19 protein-coding genes and 1 tRNA gene are annotated in these 18725 nt (G+C 31.3%); 15 read left to right on the forward strand and 5 right to left on the reverse strand.

The window, feature by feature from the left end:
* Positions 1-571: 571 nt before the first annotated feature.
* On the reverse strand, positions 572-850 hold the full coding sequence (locus tag AC1RPR_RS01825) for a hypothetical protein (protein ID WP_481761399.1): 279 nt from the start codon (positions 848-850) through the stop codon (positions 572-574).
* Positions 851-935: 85 nt separating this feature from the next.
* Here AC1RPR_RS01825 and AC1RPR_RS01830 point away from each other — a divergent pair, with 85 nt between their 5' ends.
* Genes AC1RPR_RS01830 through AC1RPR_RS01860 form a run of 7 tightly spaced genes read left to right on the forward strand, consistent with a single transcriptional unit; the run spans position 936 to position 7919 of the window.
* Entirely contained in the window at positions 936-1613 is a 678-nt protein-coding gene (locus AC1RPR_RS01830) for a response regulator transcription factor (RefSeq protein ID WP_409022427.1), read from the forward strand.
* Between the two features lie 34 nt (positions 1614-1647).
* Positions 1648-2889 (forward strand): sensor histidine kinase, encoded by a 1242-nt coding sequence (locus tag AC1RPR_RS01835; RefSeq protein WP_481762181.1) that lies wholly within the window; start codon positions 1648-1650, stop codon positions 2887-2889.
* Positions 2890-2908: 19 nt separating this feature from the next.
* Positions 2909-3856 (forward strand): ribonuclease Z, encoded by a 948-nt coding sequence (rnz, locus tag AC1RPR_RS01840; RefSeq protein ID WP_481761397.1) that lies wholly within the window; start codon positions 2909-2911, stop codon positions 3854-3856.
* Complete coding sequence (locus AC1RPR_RS01845) at positions 3852-4661, forward strand: SDR family NAD(P)-dependent oxidoreductase (RefSeq protein WP_409022789.1); 810 nt, start codon at positions 3852-3854, stop codon at positions 4659-4661. Before rnz ends, AC1RPR_RS01845 begins: the two co-directional genes overlap by 5 nt.
* Before the next feature lie 11 nt (positions 4662-4672).
* Positions 4673-5038: a lipopolysaccharide assembly protein LapA domain-containing protein gene (locus AC1RPR_RS01850; RefSeq protein WP_481761396.1), complete on the forward strand. Its 366-nt coding sequence runs from the start codon at positions 4673-4675 to the stop codon at positions 5036-5038.
* Positions 5039-5055: 17 nt separating this feature from the next.
* On the forward strand, positions 5056-7386 hold the full coding sequence (gene recJ / locus AC1RPR_RS01855) for a single-stranded-DNA-specific exonuclease RecJ (RefSeq protein WP_481761395.1): 2331 nt from the start codon (positions 5056-5058) through the stop codon (positions 7384-7386).
* A gap of 14 nt (positions 7387-7400) precedes the next feature.
* Positions 7401-7919 carry an adenine phosphoribosyltransferase gene (locus AC1RPR_RS01860; RefSeq protein WP_481761394.1) on the forward strand — a complete coding sequence of 173 codons (519 nt, stop codon included), beginning with the start codon at positions 7401-7403 and terminating at the stop codon, positions 7917-7919.
* A 398-nt stretch (positions 7920-8317) separates the two neighbouring features.
* Here AC1RPR_RS01860 and AC1RPR_RS01865 read toward each other — a convergent pair.
* A tRNA-Ser gene (locus tag AC1RPR_RS01865) sits at positions 8318-8404 on the reverse strand.
* A gap of 51 nt (positions 8405-8455) precedes the next feature.
* On the reverse strand, positions 8456-9319 hold the full coding sequence (locus AC1RPR_RS01870; RefSeq protein ID WP_481761393.1) for a hypothetical protein: 864 nt from the start codon (positions 9317-9319) through the stop codon (positions 8456-8458).
* A gap of 354 nt (positions 9320-9673) precedes the next feature.
* Here AC1RPR_RS01870 and AC1RPR_RS01875 point away from each other — a divergent pair, with 354 nt between their 5' ends.
* Positions 9674-10825, forward strand: coding sequence for a hydroxymethylglutaryl-CoA synthase (locus AC1RPR_RS01875; protein WP_481761392.1), 1152 nt, complete (start codon positions 9674-9676; stop codon positions 10823-10825).
* A 53-nt stretch (positions 10826-10878) separates the two neighbouring features.
* On the opposite strand, the gene lexA is transcribed toward AC1RPR_RS01875, so the two are convergent.
* Positions 10879-11499 carry a transcriptional repressor LexA gene (gene lexA, locus AC1RPR_RS01880; RefSeq protein WP_409022434.1) on the reverse strand — a complete coding sequence of 207 codons (621 nt, stop codon included), beginning with the start codon at positions 11497-11499 and terminating at the stop codon, positions 10879-10881.
* A 147-nt stretch (positions 11500-11646) separates the two neighbouring features.
* Between lexA and AC1RPR_RS01885 the strand changes: the two genes are divergently transcribed.
* From AC1RPR_RS01885 to AC1RPR_RS01900, 4 genes are all read left to right on the forward strand, one after another.
* A complete protein-coding gene (locus tag AC1RPR_RS01885; protein ID WP_409022435.1) occupies positions 11647-11889 on the forward strand; it encodes a DUF896 domain-containing protein in 243 nt (80 codons plus the stop codon).
* A 95-nt stretch (positions 11890-11984) separates the two neighbouring features.
* Positions 11985-12221 (forward strand): YneF family protein, encoded by a 237-nt coding sequence (locus tag AC1RPR_RS01890; protein ID WP_112249992.1) that lies wholly within the window; start codon positions 11985-11987, stop codon positions 12219-12221.
* Between the two features lie 67 nt (positions 12222-12288).
* Positions 12289-14046 (forward strand): ABC transporter ATP-binding protein, encoded by a 1758-nt coding sequence (locus AC1RPR_RS01895; protein WP_481761391.1) that lies wholly within the window; start codon positions 12289-12291, stop codon positions 14044-14046.
* Positions 14039-15826: an ABC transporter ATP-binding protein gene (locus tag AC1RPR_RS01900; RefSeq protein ID WP_481761390.1), complete on the forward strand. Its 1788-nt coding sequence runs from the start codon at positions 14039-14041 to the stop codon at positions 15824-15826. Before AC1RPR_RS01895 ends, AC1RPR_RS01900 begins: the two co-directional genes overlap by 8 nt.
* 67 nt (positions 15827-15893) lie before the next feature.
* Here AC1RPR_RS01900 and AC1RPR_RS01905 read toward each other — a convergent pair whose 3' ends face one another.
* Positions 15894-16529 (reverse strand): lysophospholipid acyltransferase family protein, encoded by a 636-nt coding sequence (locus tag AC1RPR_RS01905; protein WP_409022438.1) that lies wholly within the window; start codon positions 16527-16529, stop codon positions 15894-15896.
* 103 nt (positions 16530-16632) lie between these two features.
* Here AC1RPR_RS01905 and AC1RPR_RS01910 point away from each other — a divergent pair, with 103 nt between their 5' ends.
* The 3 genes from AC1RPR_RS01910 to AC1RPR_RS01920 all read left to right on the forward strand — a co-directional run bounded on the left by AC1RPR_RS01910 (position 16633) and on the right by AC1RPR_RS01920 (position 18706).
* The gene (locus AC1RPR_RS01910) at positions 16633-17379 is read left to right on the forward strand and encodes a tRNA1(Val) (adenine(37)-N6)-methyltransferase (RefSeq protein WP_409022439.1); all 747 of its coding nucleotides are present in this window, start codon (positions 16633-16635) and stop codon (positions 17377-17379) included.
* Complete coding sequence (locus AC1RPR_RS01915) at positions 17369-17644, forward strand: GIY-YIG nuclease family protein (protein WP_409022440.1); 276 nt, start codon at positions 17369-17371, stop codon at positions 17642-17644. Before AC1RPR_RS01910 ends, AC1RPR_RS01915 begins: the two co-directional genes overlap by 11 nt.
* A 69-nt stretch (positions 17645-17713) precedes the next feature.
* A complete protein-coding gene (locus tag AC1RPR_RS01920) occupies positions 17714-18706 on the forward strand; it encodes a D-2-hydroxyacid dehydrogenase (RefSeq protein WP_481761389.1) in 993 nt (330 codons plus the stop codon).
* Positions 18707-18725 lie beyond the last annotated feature (19 nt).

Raw genomic sequence — 18725 nt, forward strand, 5'->3', positions numbered from 1 at the left:
AATACTGGGATAAAGCCATTTAGAAACATATTAAATTTTATATTATTTCATCCGTCAACTTGACAGGGCCTAGTACAGGTCATGGTGGCCTCTTTTTTTGTTTTCAGAATAAAAAACTGGTGTTGATGAATTTTATTTCACCAACACCAGAAAGTGTACACCCTTAAAATAGCTATGTTCTATAATGTTTTTTAAATTTGTTTCAACAAACTAATATTGTCCTTTTTTGAATAAGATAGGACAATTGATGACTTAATCCAGTAGTTGTATGAATAATGTATTGTGTTAAAAATTAGCGTTTAATTTATCTATTACTTTTTAGGACGATGTACAGGGTATACAGTGAAATTAATAGGGCAACGATACTTACTGTTGTAGATAGAATATTCATTTGTTTTACCTCCATTTTTTAGATATACTATAAAGACAGGATAATTATGTAGAATAACTTTATCTATTAACAAATGTCACTAATGCTAACTGTATAACAGCAGTTAGCATTTTTTATTAATACTCCATGCGATATATATAATAGCATCAGAGTAGAATGAAGACAGATCTATTTTAAGTTTTAAGCTAAAAATAGTTTATTATGATCTATTTTATAACCTAAAATTAAATGTAAATTTTTATCAATAGTTTGGATAAACAGCTTATTATGACGTGATTTCAACTCAGATACGTGAAGTAAATCTTGAAGTAACAAGGGTTTATCAGAGGGAGTAACAATTAAAATAAAATATTCTGATGTACTAATTACCTTAGAAATAGGGTAAAATAGATTATTAGTAGTGTAATATAAATTAAAATTTTTATTTAAATCAATAGTGGCTAATTCTAAATCGATCATTCGCATAATATTTAACCATCCTTTAGTAGAAGATATAATTATTATGCATTTTTTTTAATGAAAATGAAAGGAATGAGGAAAAAAAATGCCAAGAGGATTAATTATTGAAGATGATACAATTATTTCTGATAATATTGTTGAAGCAACAGCAAAAATTATGACGTTAGAGCAAGCGTTCGATGGCGAGGAAGGCTTTTTTAAAGCTTCACAAAATATATATGATATTATTATTTTAGATTTAATGCTTCCTACAATATCGGGATTTGATGTATTAAAAAAAATTCGAGAAAAGAAAATTGACACGGCAGTGCTAATCTTATCAGCAAAAGATAGTGTTGACGATAAAATTACCGGATTTAATTTAGGGGCGGATGATTATTTAGCTAAGCCATTCAATTTAAACGAATTACAAATGAGAATAAAGGCTCTTCTGAAAAGAACAATGAAATTTGAAATAGATAGTGAATTAAAATATCAAGATATGATTTTATCTGATAACAGAACAATTATTTCTGGCAGCCAATCTATCAATTTACAGGGTAAAGAGTATGAATTTTTAACATACTTACTGGAAAATAAGAATACTATTTTAACGAAAGAACAAATATTTGACCGTGTTTGGGGATTTACGTCCGATACTAGCATTACGGTTGTAGAAGTTTATATGAGTAATCTGAGAAAAAAATTAAAAAAGATTGGTCATGAAAAAATGATTCGAACAATTAGAAACGTTGGTTATCTGGTTGAACCTGATGAAAAATAAGGCAAATAGAGATACGCGTATAAAATTATTTTTTATGTATCTTTTAAGCTTCAGTATTATTTTTGTAACACTTGGTTTAATTGTATATAGTTCATTTAATGACACCTTAACAGTTAATGTAGATATATCAATGAAAAAACAAATTAGACGAATAAAAGATTCTAATTATGTCTCCATAAATAGAATCGATGATAGTCCACTTTTGAAGCAAGCACCTGACTTTAAAGTCTATCAAATCTTATGGTCACAAAATGGAGAAATAATTAATAAAGATGCAATGGGTACCAGATACCCCGTTTTTAATAAGATACCATTTAAAAAATCTGATTTAAACAAATTTAAAACAATTAAACAAAAAAACGGACCTACGTTTAGGTCATACTTAATGGAAATTCCAGACTCAGCTGTTAAAAAATGGCATAAAGCACGATATATTCAAATTATTGAAAATATTGAGATTAATCAAAACTCATTGATTAGTTTTAGGAATATTTTACTTGTATCTCTGCTTATTTTTGGAATGTTGTCGATTGCCTTAAGTGTTATTTTATCATCTATTAGTATTAAACCAACGATTAGTGCATGGAATAAGCAAAGAGAATTTATCGATAATGCAGCCCATGAGCTTAGAACACCATTGACGATAGTACAAAATAAATTAGAGTATTTGTTAACAAAACCTAATGCAAATATTATCGATGAAAGCGAGTCAATTGCAACTTCATTAAGTGAGATTAGACGATTAAATAATCTAACAAAAGATCTATTATTGTTAGCTAATTCAGATTCTAATGCTAATGTGTTTAACTTTAAGAAAGTCCTTGCTAAGGAATACTTTGAGAATATTATTCATCCTTATGCAGATATTGCGCTTAGTCAAAATAAACAATTTTATTTTCAAATAAATATTGCAAGTAAGTACATTCAATTAGACGAAGACCGTATACATCAATTAATTGTCATTTTACTTGATAATGCATTGAAATACACAGTAGCGGGTAATGAAATTTCGTTTATCGTTATTGAGTCGGCTAAGCAACTAGTGATACAAGTCATTAATGATGGAGAAAATATTAGTGATACACATAAAAAAATAATCTTCCAACGCTTTTATAGAGAAGAAAAATCAAGAAATCGTAAAACAGGTGGTAATGGGTTAGGCTTGTCAATTGCGAAATGGATCGTTGAAGAGCATAAAGGTAAAATTGAAGTTAGAAATAAGATACCGAAGGGTGTCGTTTTTGAAGTTACATTACCAATGAAATCAAATGAATAAGTAAGGATAGGTTAATAATATGGAATTAGAATTTTTAGGTACAGGAGCAGGAGCACCTGCAAAAAATAGAAATGTAACCAGTATTGCACTAAAACTACTAGATGAACGTAATAGTGTTTGGTTGTTTGATGTAGGTGAAGCAACACAACATCAAATTTTACAAACGACAATAAAACCTCGGAAAATCGAAAAAATATTCATTACACATTTACACGGAGATCATATTTTTGGGTTGCCAGGTCTTTTGAGTAGCCGATCATTTCAAGGAGGTAATGGACCTTTAACTATTTTTGGTCCTAAAGGAATTCAAAATTTTGTGAAGACCAGTTTACAAGTTTCTGAAACGAAGTTGTCATATACAATTAAATTTGTAGAACTTGATAAACCTGGATTAATATTTGAAGATAGCACTTTTAAAGTATATTTTGATTACTTAGATCATCGTATTATAAGCGTGGGTTATCGAATTGTGGAACATGATTATGCAGGCGAATTACAAATAGATAAACTTAAAGAATTAAATATTCCGTCTGGTCCAATTTATGGAGAATTAAAAGCCGGTAAAATAGTTCAATTAGAAGACGGCACAAAATTAAATGGAAATGATTTTTTGGGAGAAACTAAAAAAGGGCGTATTGTCACAATTTTGGGCGATACAAGAAAAACAAAAAATAGTTATACATTAGCTGAAAATGCAAATGTTCTGGTTCATGAGAGTACATTTGAAAAAGCTGAATCAAAAATGGCAAGGAATTATTATCATACAACTAGTGCTCAGGCTGCAGAAATCGCTAAAAAATCAAACGTGAAAATGTTATTATTGACACATATTTCCGCAAGATATGTTGGTAAAATGGCCATTACTTTACAGAGTGAGGCAAGAAGTATCTTTAAAAATACAACGGTTGTTAGAGATTTTGATGTAATTAATGTGCCGTTTTCTCAAAAGGAAAAAGTAAATGATTAGTCAATATAAAGAGTTAAAAGATTTACGTAATAGAATCGTTCTAATTAGTGGTGGTTCAAGTGGTTTAGGTAAGGAACTGGCATATGAGGTTGCTAGAAAAGGTGCAATTGTTGTTATTTGCGCTAGACAAATGGATAAACTTACAGAGGTTAAAGATGCTTGTCAGCGTCTATCTGGTCGATTGGCTTATGCGATTGAATGTGATGTTTCTGATCCAATTCAAATTGAAAAAATGGTTAAAAAAATTGAATCTTCAATTGGACCGATTGAAGTACTTATAAATAATGCAGGGTTTGGTTTGATGGAGAATGTGTTATCTTTTGATATGGATGTTGCTGAAAAAATGTTTAGAGTAAACGTCTTGGGGCTAATGTACATGACTCAAAATGTTGCGCTAAATATGGCAGATAGAAAATATGGCGTTATTATTAATATTGCATCTATTGCTGGGAAAATTGCAACACCGAAATCAGCAATTTATTCAGCAACGAAATATGGTGTCCTTGGTTATTCTAATGCGTTGAGATTAGAATTAAAACCACTAGGGATTAAAGTTATGACAGTTAATCCTGGACCAATTGATACTAATTTCTTCAAAATAGCTGATAAAGAGGGCAACTATTTAAAAAATATTGGATCAATGATGCTAAATCCTGCGCATGTTGCAAAGATTATATCAAGAAACATAAGTACAAATAAACGCGAAATTAATTTACCATATTATATGGAAATGGCATATTTGGGATATACAATTTTCCCTAAAATGGGAGATTTACTTGCGGGTACAGTATTTAACAAAAAATAGTGGGGGAAAATATGAAAAAACAATGGCGAACAATCATAGCGTTATTACTTATTATCGTAATAGCAATTTTTTCAATTTTAAATGTAAAGGAAGTTTCAATTAATTTTTGGTTTGCAGAAATTAAAATGCCAATGATTCTTATTTTATTATTTTCAATTTTAGCAGGAGCACTACTGATAGGTCTGTTAACAACAAGTGCAACTTTAAAATTAAAAAAAGAAAATAAAGAATTAAATCAACAATTGGATGACTATAAAAATAATTTTGATGAATCATTGAAAAATTCAATTGATAAAATAAAAACTCAGAATAGAAAAGAAGTTCAATTACTACAAAATGAAATTAAAACGTTAAAATCAGAAAATATAAATCGTTAGTAAAGTAGAGGTTTAACATGATTGAATCAAAGTATAGTTGGAAGTTTTTAGATTTAAGTAATGACAAAATACCTAATGAAATATTTGAAAATATTCAATTAGATCATTCATTGATATCTTTACTATGGAGCCGCGGACTTACATCTGAAAAAGCTATTACTGATTTTTTAAATGTAGGAGCAGAAAACATTCACGATCCAATGCTTATGCATGATATGAGTAAAGGAATTGAACGAATTCAACAAGCAATAGTTAAAAATCAAAAAATAACGGTTTATGGTGATTATGATGCTGATGGGTTAACGAGTACCTCAATCATGTTTGAGACACTTAGTGATATGGGCGCAGATGTGGAAACTTATATACCTAACCGATTTATAGATGGTTACGGACCTAATGTAGATGCTTATAAAAGAATAATAGACAATGGTACTAATTTGATTATTACTGTTGATAATGGTGTATCAGGGAATGAAGCAATAGAATTTGCTCAATCTCAAGGTATAGATGTTATCGTAACCGATCATCATGAATTACCAGATGTTTTACCAAAGGCTTATGCAATAATTCATCCTCGACATCCTGAAGGAAAATATCCGTTTGGAGAACTTTCAGGTGCTGGTGTGGCATTTAAAGTTGCGAGTGCATTAACAGGTGATATTTCAGAAGAATTACTAGATTTAGTGGTAATCGGTACAGTAGCAGATTTGGTATCACTGACAGATGAAAATCGTTCACTTGTAAGTTTCGGTCTGAAGGTTTTACAACAAACGTTCCGGCCAGGATTGATTGCATTAATGGAAGTTGCGAATGTAAAACAGGAAACAGTAGATGAAAAAGATATTGGTTTTGGTATTGCGCCGCGTTTAAATGCAATTGGGCGATTAGGTGATGCAAATATTGGTGTTGAACTGTTAACTAGTCTAGACGATGAACGAGCACAGGAAATAGCAAACTTTGTTCAATCTGAAAATGTACGCCGTCAAAAAATTGTAGCAGATATATTAGAACTAGCATTGAAACAGGCTACAGCAGAGTATAATCAGTACAAGAAAACACTGGTAATAACAGGTGAAAATTGGCACGAAGGTGTATTAGGTATCGTTGCTAGTCGTGTTGTTGAAGTAACTGGTAAACCGACAATTATTTTAAACCAAGATACAGAGAAGGGCTATTTAAAAGGATCCGGTCGAAGTATTGATACATTTCATTTGTATAACGCAATTAATGAACATAGAGAATTAACATCTCATTTTGGTGGACATCATATGGCCGTGGGATTAACATTTCCCATTCAAAACTTAGAAAGATTTAGATTAGACTTGGAAAATGAAGCAGTATCTCAAGGAATTCAATTGAACGTTAAGCCAGCCAAAGTGGTTGTAGCAAAGCTAAATGTAGATCAATTGACTTTGGATTTTTATAAGGATATTGAAAAATTAAAACCATTTGGTACAGACAATGAAAAACCGATTTTTGAAATTAAATATAAATCAATACAAAATGTTAAGGCTATTGGTAAAACAGGAACTCACTTAAAATTTGAAGTTGTTGGTGAGAAAGAAAAAATTAGTGGAATTTCATTTTCAAATGCAAAGTATGTTGATGATTTCAAGAATACTTTAGATGAGATCAAATTAATCGGTGAAATTGAAAAAAATGTATGGATGAATAAAACAAATTTACAGTTAATGGTACAGGACATTAAATTTGAAGGGCTTGTAATTATTGATGAAAGAACTGACCACGTGAATAAAAGTTTATTTCAAAATGAAGGCTTGTTTATATTCTGGAATAAAAAAAATTATGACCAAGTAAAACAATTTTCATCAGACAAACAGATATTTAAGCAGGCTGATCAACTAAAAAGTGTATCAGATTTTGATAATCAAAGAACAATTATATTTGTAGATTGCCCAAGCTCGTTGGAACAAATGTCTACAATATTACGTTTATCGGATAGTCAGAAAATAATTGCAGTATTTTTAAAGACTAACAGTGCCTATTTAGATGGTATGCCATCCAGAGAACAGTATGCAAAGTTATATAAATTTGTGATGAGTCATAAAGATGTTGATATTAATAATCAACTAATCGTCTTATCTGATTTTTTAAAAATAAAGAAAAATTTATTAATATTCATGATTAAGGTGTTTTTAGAGTTGGAATTTGTTAAAATAAAAGATGGATTAATGACTGGAAAAAGTACAACAAATAAAATGGACATTAAAAATACTTCTGAATATAAGCTAAGAAATAATCGAATATTAGCTGAAGATAAGTTAGTCTACTCTAAAGAGAATGATCTTAAAAAGTGGATACTTGAACAATTGAATACAGAAGATTAAAGGAGCGTTTATTAATGGTATTAGATTTAACAAAGTATATTGCTGCAATTCCTGATTACCCAGAAAAAGGTGTTGTTTTTCGAGATATATCACCCTTAATGGCAGACGGAGCAGCATACCGCGAAGCAACAAATAAAATTGTAGAATATGCCAAGAGTAAAAATGTTGAGATGATTGTTGGCCCTGAAGCTAGAGGGTTTATTGTTGGATGTCCAGTGGCCTATGATCTAGGTGTAGGATTTGCACCAGCTAGAAAAAAAGGTAAGTTACCTCGAGAAACCGTTGAGGCCAAGTATGCATTGGAGTACGGAGAATCTGCACTATATATGCATAAGGATGCGGTACAACCTGGACAGAGGGTTTTAGTAACAGATGATTTATTAGCAACTGGTGGTACGATTGCAGCGACGATAGAATTAGTTGAACAATTAGGTGGTATTGTTGTAGGGACTGCCTTTTTTATTGAATTAGATGATTTAAAGGGCCGTCAAAAAATAAAAGACTATGATATATTCAGTTTAATGAACTATTAAATTCATGATTACAGCTTTATGATAGCTATTGTTGTATAATTTTATAAAATGAGGCTCTAGTATTGGATTTTCGTCCAATACTAGAGCTTTTTATTTTTAAATTAAGCTACGAGCTTTTGAATATTATCTTCCTTTTACCAAGAACAGACGGTTGTTTGCGAAATATTAATTATATATACATCAGTTTGGGTCCAAGATACAGGTATAATACTGATTTTTTATAATTCAGAAAGTCACTTAAAGCTTTTTTAATGTTAGGTATATAAAAATGTGCGAAATATGTGCAAAGTCATATGATGTTTTAATGCTTTATAGTCTCTTTTTATACAAAATAAAAAACACAAATGCCTTTAAACTGGCGTTTGTGTTTTTTTATTTTGGTTTAATATGATATAAAAAGGAGAGTACAGGATTTGAACCTGCGCGCGCCATTACAGCGTTCGCCGGATTTCGAGTCCGGTGCATTACCACTCTGCCAACTCTCCAAAATAACTTTGTTTAGTATATCAACTTTTTAATATAATTGCAAAACTCATTTAATTATTATCAATGCTTATTAAGTTAGCAAGAAATATCCACGTGTAGCTTGCGCCAAATAATAAGCTTAGCAGATGAATATATAAAATTATTGTTGGATATGACTGAACATTTTGAATAGAATTTATGGGGTCTCCAAAAAAATCACTCAAGCCATAATATGAAATAGCTACTAAGTGATCAACAACATGGACACTGGGTAACTTAGAGACAAATTCGGTAACTTTTGATTCACCTCCTAAAACGCCTATTAAAGAAGTTCCAACAAGCAAACCTTCATAGAAAATATTTAATGCAAATTCAGCAATAACCTGTACAGTATGTGCAAAATTATTTTGAACAATGTATGAAAGTAATTTTAATAAATAGAATGAACTAAAGGTAATGATAATAATACCTAATATAAATGTAAAAATAACTGTTGTTTCCATTAGTGGTGTAATCAAATTCATATAATTAATTAGATAAAAAATGAATGTAGTAATAAGTAATAATAAATACGATTCAATTTGCCAGAGTTTTGTTTTTTTAGGGAATAATTTTAGGTATGAAAAAAAACTATAACAAAACAGTAATGAAGCAATGCTAAATGTTAGTAGTCTTAAAATTAAGAACCTGGGGAAAAACATTAGACCAAAAATTGTACCTATTAAAAAACTTACTGCATAAAAATAAAATTTTTGTTCTTTTTCTTGAATAACTAAAAACGACAAAAAAGGGTGTTTAAATCTATTTTGTCTTGGTATTTTTGTAGGGGTGAATATATATTTAAAAAAATTAGTCAAACCTTTATCCCAAATAGTTAACCCAATCATAGACACCCAAATAATTAAAACAATTAAATAAAATGTTTGTGCAATCATATTAATCCCCTTTTTCGTATAAATATATGGTTAAATTTTATACGTCTAACTGGACAATTACAAGAGAATACATAAAGTGATTCTATAATTAGTATTCAAGGGGAATTAAGTGCAATTAAGTGCAATTAAGTGCAATACGACCAATGAGTCTTGTAATCGTTGCCAAATTTTATCTGTTCGCCGAGTGTGATAGTTTATTGATAAAGATATTTCTAGGGTAGTAATAAAAGTATTTAGGTTTAGTATTTGAAACTGAATAATGATACCTTTTTAAACCAGTGATACCAAATCTTGCCATCAAATGAGACATCAAGTACAATAAAAACAATATAATAAATGGAAGCTGGAAGATTAATGAAAATTGGAATTGATCGAATTAATTTTTTTACATCGAATCAGTACGTTGATATGTCAGAATTAGCTAATGTCAGAAATGTAGATCCTAATAAATATTTAATTGGAATTGGCCAATCAAAAATGGCTGTTATACCGCCGACACAGGACGTGGTGACGATGGGTGCAAATGCTGCAGATCTATTAATAGATAACGAAAATAGAGACAAAATTGACTTTGTTATTTTTGCAACAGAATCCGGTATTGATAATTCAAAGTCGGCAGGAGCCTACGTTTCAGGTCTTTTAGGCTTAAAACACGTGAGATCAATCGAAATTAAGCAAGCTTGCTATGGAGCAACGGCCGCTATTCAATTGGCAAAAGGACATGTGTCGCTTAATCCAAATAGTCAGGTTTTAGTCATTGGTGCTGATATTGCTAGATATGGTCTAAATACTGCGGGTGAACCTACACAAGGTGGCGGCGCTGTCGCAATGATTATTACGAAAAACCCAAAAATACTTTTATTAGATGCAGATAGTGGATTTGTAACGGAAAATGTTATGGATTTTTGGCGCCCATTAAATCACAGCGAAGCACTTGTAGACGGTAAAACTTCTCAGAACGTATATTTAGATTTTTTTAATCAAACATGGAATGAGTATAAAAATAAAACAGGATTAACTGTTGCTGATTTTAAGGCTATTTTATATCATTTGCCATATACAAAACTTGGTGTTAAAGGTTTAAGAGAAGTCCTTAATGAAGCGACAGATAGCAAAAAAATTGAATTAGAACGAGAATTTGAGGCAGCTAAAAAGTATAATAATCAGGTTGGAAATTTATATACTGGCTCACTATATTTAAGCTTTATATCTTTACTTGAAAATAGTAATGATTTAGAGGCCGGTGATAGAATAGGGATGTATAGCTATGGTTCAGGGGCAGTTGGAGAATTCTTTTCTGGTACATTAACAGATAATTTCAAGAGTCAATTACCGAAAATTAATTTAGAAGAACGTGTTCAAGTTTCTATTGAATTATACGAGAATATGTATCAAAATCATTTAAAAAATGATGGAGCAGATATTTATTTAGATTACAGTAATGATAAATCTAAATATATTTTAATAGGCAGCAAAAATATGCAAAGGCAATATTCTATTCAATAGAAAAAGCTACTAGATTAGTCTGACTAATTTAGTAGCTTTTTCTGCTTTGTTCATTAAAAATGACGATAGAGTCCAATGACTTTGCCTAAAATAGAGACAGAATCTAAAATAATTGGTTCCATTGAATCATTTTCGGGTTGGAGACGAAAATGATTTTCTTCTTTGAAAAATCTTTTACAGGTTGCCTCATCAAATTCATTCATTGCAATAACAATTTCACCATTTTCAGCAGTTGACTGTTTTCTGACAATAACTTGATCTTCATTTAATATCCCAATATTAATCATGCTTTCTCCGCGAATTGTTAACATGAATAAATCATCTGAGGAATTAAAGTCAGGTGGGAGGGGGAAATAATCAGTTACCTGTTCAACAGCCAAAATGGGTACACCAGCAGTAACGGTCCCGACCATTGGAATTAAATTTTCATGACTATTAACGCCAATCGCATCTAATCCAAGTGGTGTAAGTTCAATTGCCCTAGGTTTGGTGGGATCTTTAGTTAGTAATCCTTTTTTTTCAAGTCGAGCAATGTGTCCATGAACAGTGGAAGTAGATGATAGAGAAACAGCTTCGCCAATTTCTCTAACAGTTGGTGGATAACCCTTCGTGTCCACTCGTTCATGAATAAAGCGCAAGACTGCAAGTTGTTTGCTGTCAGATGCTTTTGTCATTTAGTACACCTCATCATCATTATTTATTATTTTAATAGTAGCATATGAAAGTAGTTGTTGCAAACAAACGTTCGGTTAATTTGAATAATTGTTTTTTATCATATTATCAGGTATGCTTATGAGTGAAATTTTAAGGAGTGATAATAAATGATCCCAGAAGATTTAGCACCAAGAATAAATGAATTAGCTGCAAAAAGTAAAACTGATGAAGGTTTAACAAAGGCTGAAGAAGCTGAAAGAAAAGAACTTCGTGAAACGTATCTTGCATTATTTAGAGAAAGTTTTAGAAGTCGAGTTGAAATGATGCAGGTTTATGATAAAACAGGTAAAGAAGTAACACCTGACAAAGTAAAAAAAGTTCAACGTGATAAAGGTTTACGAGATAACTAAGAAAATAGTTCCCAATTTGAATAGATTTACCTTTTCTTTTATGTGAAAATTGTGTAGAATTAGTGATTGAAGTGAATTGAAAGGGGTCTTGAATTATGTCAATGGGAATGACGATTTTAATCGCCGTTATTGCGTTAGCAGTTGGACTTGTCGGAGGATTTTTCGGTGCTCGTAAGTATATGGAAACATATTTACAAAAGAACCCACCAATCAATGAAGATATGTTAAGAATGATGATGGTCCAAATGGGCCAAAAACCTTCTGAAAAGAAATTACATCAGATGATGTCATCTATGAATGCACAAGCAAAAAATAGTTCGCAAAAAAAATAATTTAATATTTTATGAACAGGCAAGGATTTCCTTTGCTTGTTTTTTTTTATAAAAAGGAGGAGTTAGAATGACTATATTTAGAAAACTTGGATGGTTTTTTAAACAAGAAAAAAAATCGTATGGAATCGCAGTATTCTTTCTGATTTTAGTGGCAATCTTCCAAATTATTCCACCTAAAATTATTGGAAATATCGTTGATAGTATGAGTGAAAATGAACTAACAGTGAGTAAGTTAGCAATTTGGATTAGTATCTTAGTTTTTGTTGCATTAGGGCAATATCTGTTTAGATATATCTGGAGAACCAATATTTGGGGTAGCGCTGCTCGCCTTGAAAAAATTTTACGTACTCGATTATTTAAACATTTTATGCAAATGGATCAATCTTTTTTTCAGCAAAATAGAACAGGCGATTTGATGGCACATGCAACGAATGATTTAACAGCTATTCAGCAGGTTGCTGGTGCAGGTATACTAACTTTTGCTGATTCAATTATCACGGGTGGGACAACTATAATTGCAATGATATTTTTAATAGATTGGCGTTTAACAATCTTAGCAATTATTCCGTTACCTTTATTGGCGGTTATGGCTAGATATTTAGGAACTAAAATACACACTGCTTTCTCTACATCTCAAGCAGCGTTTTCAACGTTGAATAATAAAACGCAAGAGAGTGTCAGCGGAATTAAAGTGATTAAGACTCTTGGACAAGAACAAGAAGATATTGAAGATTTTGAAGGAAAAGTTGAAGAAACTATCAAGATTAATAGAAAAGTTAATTTATTGGATGCATTGTTTGATCCAATAACAAGTTTAATTATTGGATTGTCATATGTTTGCACTATCATTTTAGGTGGATACTATGTGGCTAACAACGTTATTTCAATTGGACAACTGATTTCATTTATAAGTTATATTGCGTTACTTGTTTGGCCGATGTTTGCTATTGGTCGATTATTTAATGTTATTGAACGTGGAAATGCTAGTTATGATCGTGTTCAAATATTATTAAATCAAAAAAGTGGCATTGTAGATAATGAAAAGGGGTTAGATAAATTACCGGTGGGATCTTTTAAATTTGATGTCCAGCATTTTAATTATCCAGATGATGATCGGGAAAGCTTGCATAATGTTAAATTTGAAATTGGTTCTGGTCAAACTCTTGGCATTGTTGGAAAAACGGGTGCTGGCAAATCAACGATTATGAAATTGATACTTCGTGAATTTGATGCATACAACGGAATGATTTCAGTTAATAATTCAAATATTAAAGAGTATGCCTTAGATACGTATCTGAAGTCAATTGGTTACGTTCCTCAGGAAAGCTTTTTATTTTCAACAACTATTTTAAATAATATACGTTTTGCTAATATGAATTTAACAAAAGAAAAGGTTGAAATGGCTGCATTTAATGCTGATTTGGATAGTGATATCACTGAATTACCACTAAAATATGAAACAGAGGTTGGAGAACAAGGAATATCCCTCTCTGGTGGCCAAAAGCAACGTTTAGCTATCGCTCGTGCCCTTGTAATTAATCCAGAGCTATTAATTTTGGATGATGCTCTTTCGGCAGTTGATGCCAGAACGGAATCTATTATTTTAACTAGATTAAAAGAGAAACGTCAAAATAAAACAACTATTATTTCTGCAAGCCGTATGAGTAGTGTAAAAGATGCAGATGAAATTATCGTAATTGATGGTGGAACAATTATTGAGCGAGGACAGCATGATACGTTAATGACATCAAAAGGTTGGTACTATCAAATGACAACTAAACAACAACTTGAAAGCAAGTTAGAGGGAGATGAAATTAATGAGTGAAAAGCCTAAATCTAGCTGGCAAAAAGAACTGAGCGGTAAAGAACAAAGAACAGTTATTAAAAGATTGTTGCCCTATACAAAAGATTTTAAAGCCGATTTTTTAATCGCAATTTTATTTGCGGCCATATTAAGTGGAATTAATATATTACTACCTCTTCTTTTACAGTATTATATGGATAACTATCTTCAATCGAAATCAACACCACTAAATATTATGTTTTTATTTGCGGGTCTTTACTTTATCGGTGTAATTTTAAAAGCAATTACTCAATTCATTCAAATGTATTTGTACTCAATGGGTGCAGAAAAAACATTAGAAAAAATACGTGTCATTCTTTTTAAAAAAATTCACACGTTAGGGATGCGTTACTTTGATAAGACACCGGCTGGAGCTGTTGTTTCTAGGGTTACTAATGATACGATGACATTAGCAGATTTTTGGACGCTATTTATGACATTAATCGTTGGTGTATTTTCACTTATCTCTGCTTTTGTAGCAATGTATATTGCCAAGCCACAGATTGCATTGGTAACGTTGATTTTTATACCAATTTTACTAATAACAACATGGTATTACCAACGGTTTAGTTCAAAGGTTTATCGACAAATGAGAGAATATTTGAGTCGATTAAATACTAAATTAAATGAATCTATCGTTGGAATAAATGTGATTCAACAATTTCGCCAAGAAAAACGGATTGAAGGCGAATTTGAGGACACTAATGAACTTTATTTGAAAAAAAGATTTGAAATGATTCGAACTAATTCATTGTTACTTTCACCAATTATTAGTTTATTTTATGCATTGGCTGTAGTAATGACACTTGGGTTATTTGGAATTAGCAGTTTAGATCATTTTGTTGAAGCAGGAATGGTATATGCATTTCTAACATATTTACAAAATTTCTTCAATCCCATGACAAACTTAATGGATTATTTGACAACTTTCCAAGATGGAATCGTTGCAGGTAGCCGAATCATTAGTGTTCTTGATGACCAAACAATAGAACCACAACAAACACCCGTGGCAGGAGCCACAATTACTGAAGGTAAAATTGAATTCAAAAATGTTACTTTTTCTTATGATGATGAGAATGCTGTTTTAAAGAATATATCATTTACGGTACAACCTGGTGAAACACTTGCTTTCGTTGGACACACGGGTAGTGGTAAAAGTTCAACCATCAATATTTTGATGAGATTTTATGATTTTGAAGAAGGGCAAATTTTAATTGATGGTTTAGATATTAAAAAATATTCGACAGAAGAGTTACGTAAAAAAATGGGGCTTGTATTACAAGATTCATTTTTATTTTATGGTAATGTTGCTTCAAATATTAGAATGTTTAATCAAGATATTACTGATGAACAAATTGAAAAAGCTGCTAAATTTGTTCATGCTGATCAATTTATTGATAAATTACCTCGGCAGTATCAAACGAAAGTTGTTGAACGAGGGGCAACATACTCCGCTGGTGAAAAGCAATTGATTTCATTTGCGAGAACGATTGTAACTAATCCCAAAATTTTAATATTGGATGAAGCTACAGCTAATATTGATACGGAGACGGAACAACTTATACAAGATGGGTTAAAACAAATGAGACAAAATAGAACGACGCTTGTTATCGCACACAGACTGTCAACTATTGTTGACGCTAACCAAATTCTAGTGTTGGATAAGGGTCAAATTGTTGAACGAGGAACACATGAAGAATTACTAAAATTAAATGGTAAATACGCTGACATGTATAGTTTACAAAATATATCAGATGATTAAGTTTAATTTTAAATAAAAATACTGGTAGAAAATCAATATGATTTCCTACCAGTATTTTTTTTGGAATTTAATTATTATTTTTACTTTTATGGGGATCAACATATTTAAAATTGGGATTAATTTCAGTATCTAATTTTTGAAATGCAGCCATTAATTGGGTGTCCATTTCTGTTTGGACCTCATCAGTCAATTTTGTTTTTTTGTCTAAATAGATTGGATCACCGAATGAAACGGTTACTCTTTTTCTACTGAAAAGTTGCTTTAAGGTTAATGGACCTTGATAGACTGCTGGAACTAGGGGTACCTGTGCCATTCGAGCAATTAAGAGTGAACCACCTTTTAATTCCTCGGAATGTCGGGTACCTGAGGGAAACATAATTAATGATAATTCGCCTTTTTTTAAAAATTTAACTGGCGTTTTAATTGTTGATGGACCTGGATTTTCTCGATCAACTGGAAAAGCATTGGCATGAATTAAGATATAGCGTAAAATTGGATTTACAAATAGTTCTTTTTTTGCCATAAATGAAAACTTTTTAGGACTACCAGCTAAGGCAAAGTAAAGGGGGTCAAACCAAGTTCGGTGTGGACCTACTAAAATATACGATCCTTCAGGTAGTTTTTCTTTATTAATATAGTGGGCATTCCCATTGATTAAGAATAAAAGTACTCGTACAATACCTCGTGCAAATGAATAAAACATGTGGCAACAATCCTTTCAAATTTTAAACTTTGTATGGTAAGTATGACTAATTAAATTAAAAGTTGCAAGTTTAAAAAAAATTATAGAAAATGGGTAATGAAAAATGGTTTCACTTAATAACAATGAACGTATTGACCAATTATACTCAAATCAAATTAAAATCATTCAGAGTTCAGATGTTTTTTCTTTTTCACTGGATGCTGTTTTATTAGCCCATTTTGCAGATGTTTCAAGAAAAGAATCAACTAAAATAGTTGATTTATGTGCGGGCAATGGTGCAGTCGGGTTATTTGTTAGTCAAAAAACAAAGGGTCAAATTTATCAGATTGAACTTCAAGAAAAATTAGCTGATATGGCAAATAGAAGTATTGAATTGAATCACTTGGAAAATCAAGTACAAGTTAAGCAAACAGATTTAATCAACACGTTTGATTATCTAGAAAAAGACTCAATTGATACCGTATTGTGTAATCCACCTTATTTTCCAAATACGCCACAATCTTCTCAGAATCCTAACAAGTATTTAGCAATTGCACGACATGAAATTACAACTAATTTAGATAGTATTCTAGAAATTACTAGCGGTTTATTGAAAATGAAGGGGAAAACTTTTTTCGTACACCGTCCTGATCGATTGCCTGAAATTCTAAGTAAAATGGTTAATCATCGGTTGGCGCCTAAAAAAATCCAATTTGTTCATCCAAAAGAGGGAAAAGAGGCTAACATGGTCCTAATTGAAGCAATTAAGGATGGCAATGCAGCAGGAATTAGGATTATGCCTCCTATTGTTGTTTATGGTAACGATGATGAGTACACACAAATGGTTCAGGAGATTGTTTATGGAAGATGAAAAAAAATATTATTTCTATGTATTACTGTGCGCTGATAATACACTATACGGCGGATTTACAACGGATCCCGAAAAAAGACTTGCAACGCATAATGCAGGGAAAGGTGCAAAGTACACAAAATTAGCTAGTAGACGGCCTTTGAAAATGATTTTGCAGGAATCATTTGAAACGAAATCTGAAGCATTAAAGAAAGAATATGCTTTCAAACACCAATCAAGAGATAAAAAAATTGCTTATTTAAAAAAGCAATCAGTTGAAATCTGAAATAATGTATAAAAAGATTTCAAATGATATAATGAAAGTATAAATTTTAAAATAAAGAGGTATAACATTATGAAAATCATTGCGTATGGTATCCGAGAAGATGAATTATTGTATGTCCAAGAATGGGAAAAAGATAATCAAATTAAAATAAAAACTGTTAATGAATTATTAGACGAAAAAACAGTTCAATTAGCAGAAAATTATGACGCTATCGTTGCCTACCAACAAAAGGACTATACACCTGAATTAATTAAAAAAATTCATGATTTAAATATTAATTATTTATCGATTCGTAATACTGGTGTGGATAACGTTGATGGGGATGCAGTTAATAAGTATGGATTGATTGTGACGAATGTGCCATCTTATTCTCCAAGTGCTGTTGCGGAGCTATCTGTAGCTAAATTGTTGGAGTTATTTAGAAAAACACCACAATTTAATCGTAAAATGAAGAATAACGATTTCACTTGGGAACCCGATATCTCTAAAGAAATCCGCACACAAACAGTTGGTGTGATTGGTACAGGAAGAATTGGGCAAACAGCCATTAAAATTTTTAAAGCATTTGGTGCAAAAATTATTGGATATGATATTTATCAAAATCCTGCTTTGAAAGAAGAAGGAATCTATGTTGATACATTAGATGAGCTATATGCAAAATCAACAGTTATCACAATTCATAGCCCTGCTACTGAAGATAATTATCATTTATTAGATGACGAAGCATTTAGTAAAATGCAAAATGGTGTGCATATTTTGAATATGGCCAGAGGAACATTGATTGACACCGATGCACTGATAAGAGCGCTAGATTCAGGGAAAGTAGCCGGTGCCGCATTAGATACACTTGAAAATGAGACTGATTATTTCAATAAAGAATTAACAGAATCACAAGTAAATGGTACTTTTAAAAACTTATTGCAACGTGAGAATGTGTTAATTACCCCACACACAGCGTTCTATACAGAGCCTGCTGTCAGGAATATGGTTATAGATGCTTTGAATGCAAGTAAAGACTTAATAGAAACAGGACATTCTGATAAAGAAGTTAAATTTAAATAAAATTAGTCAGAAAATGGAG

This window comes from Dellaglioa sp. CoH-57-MRSF-22 (assembly GCF_056781895.1).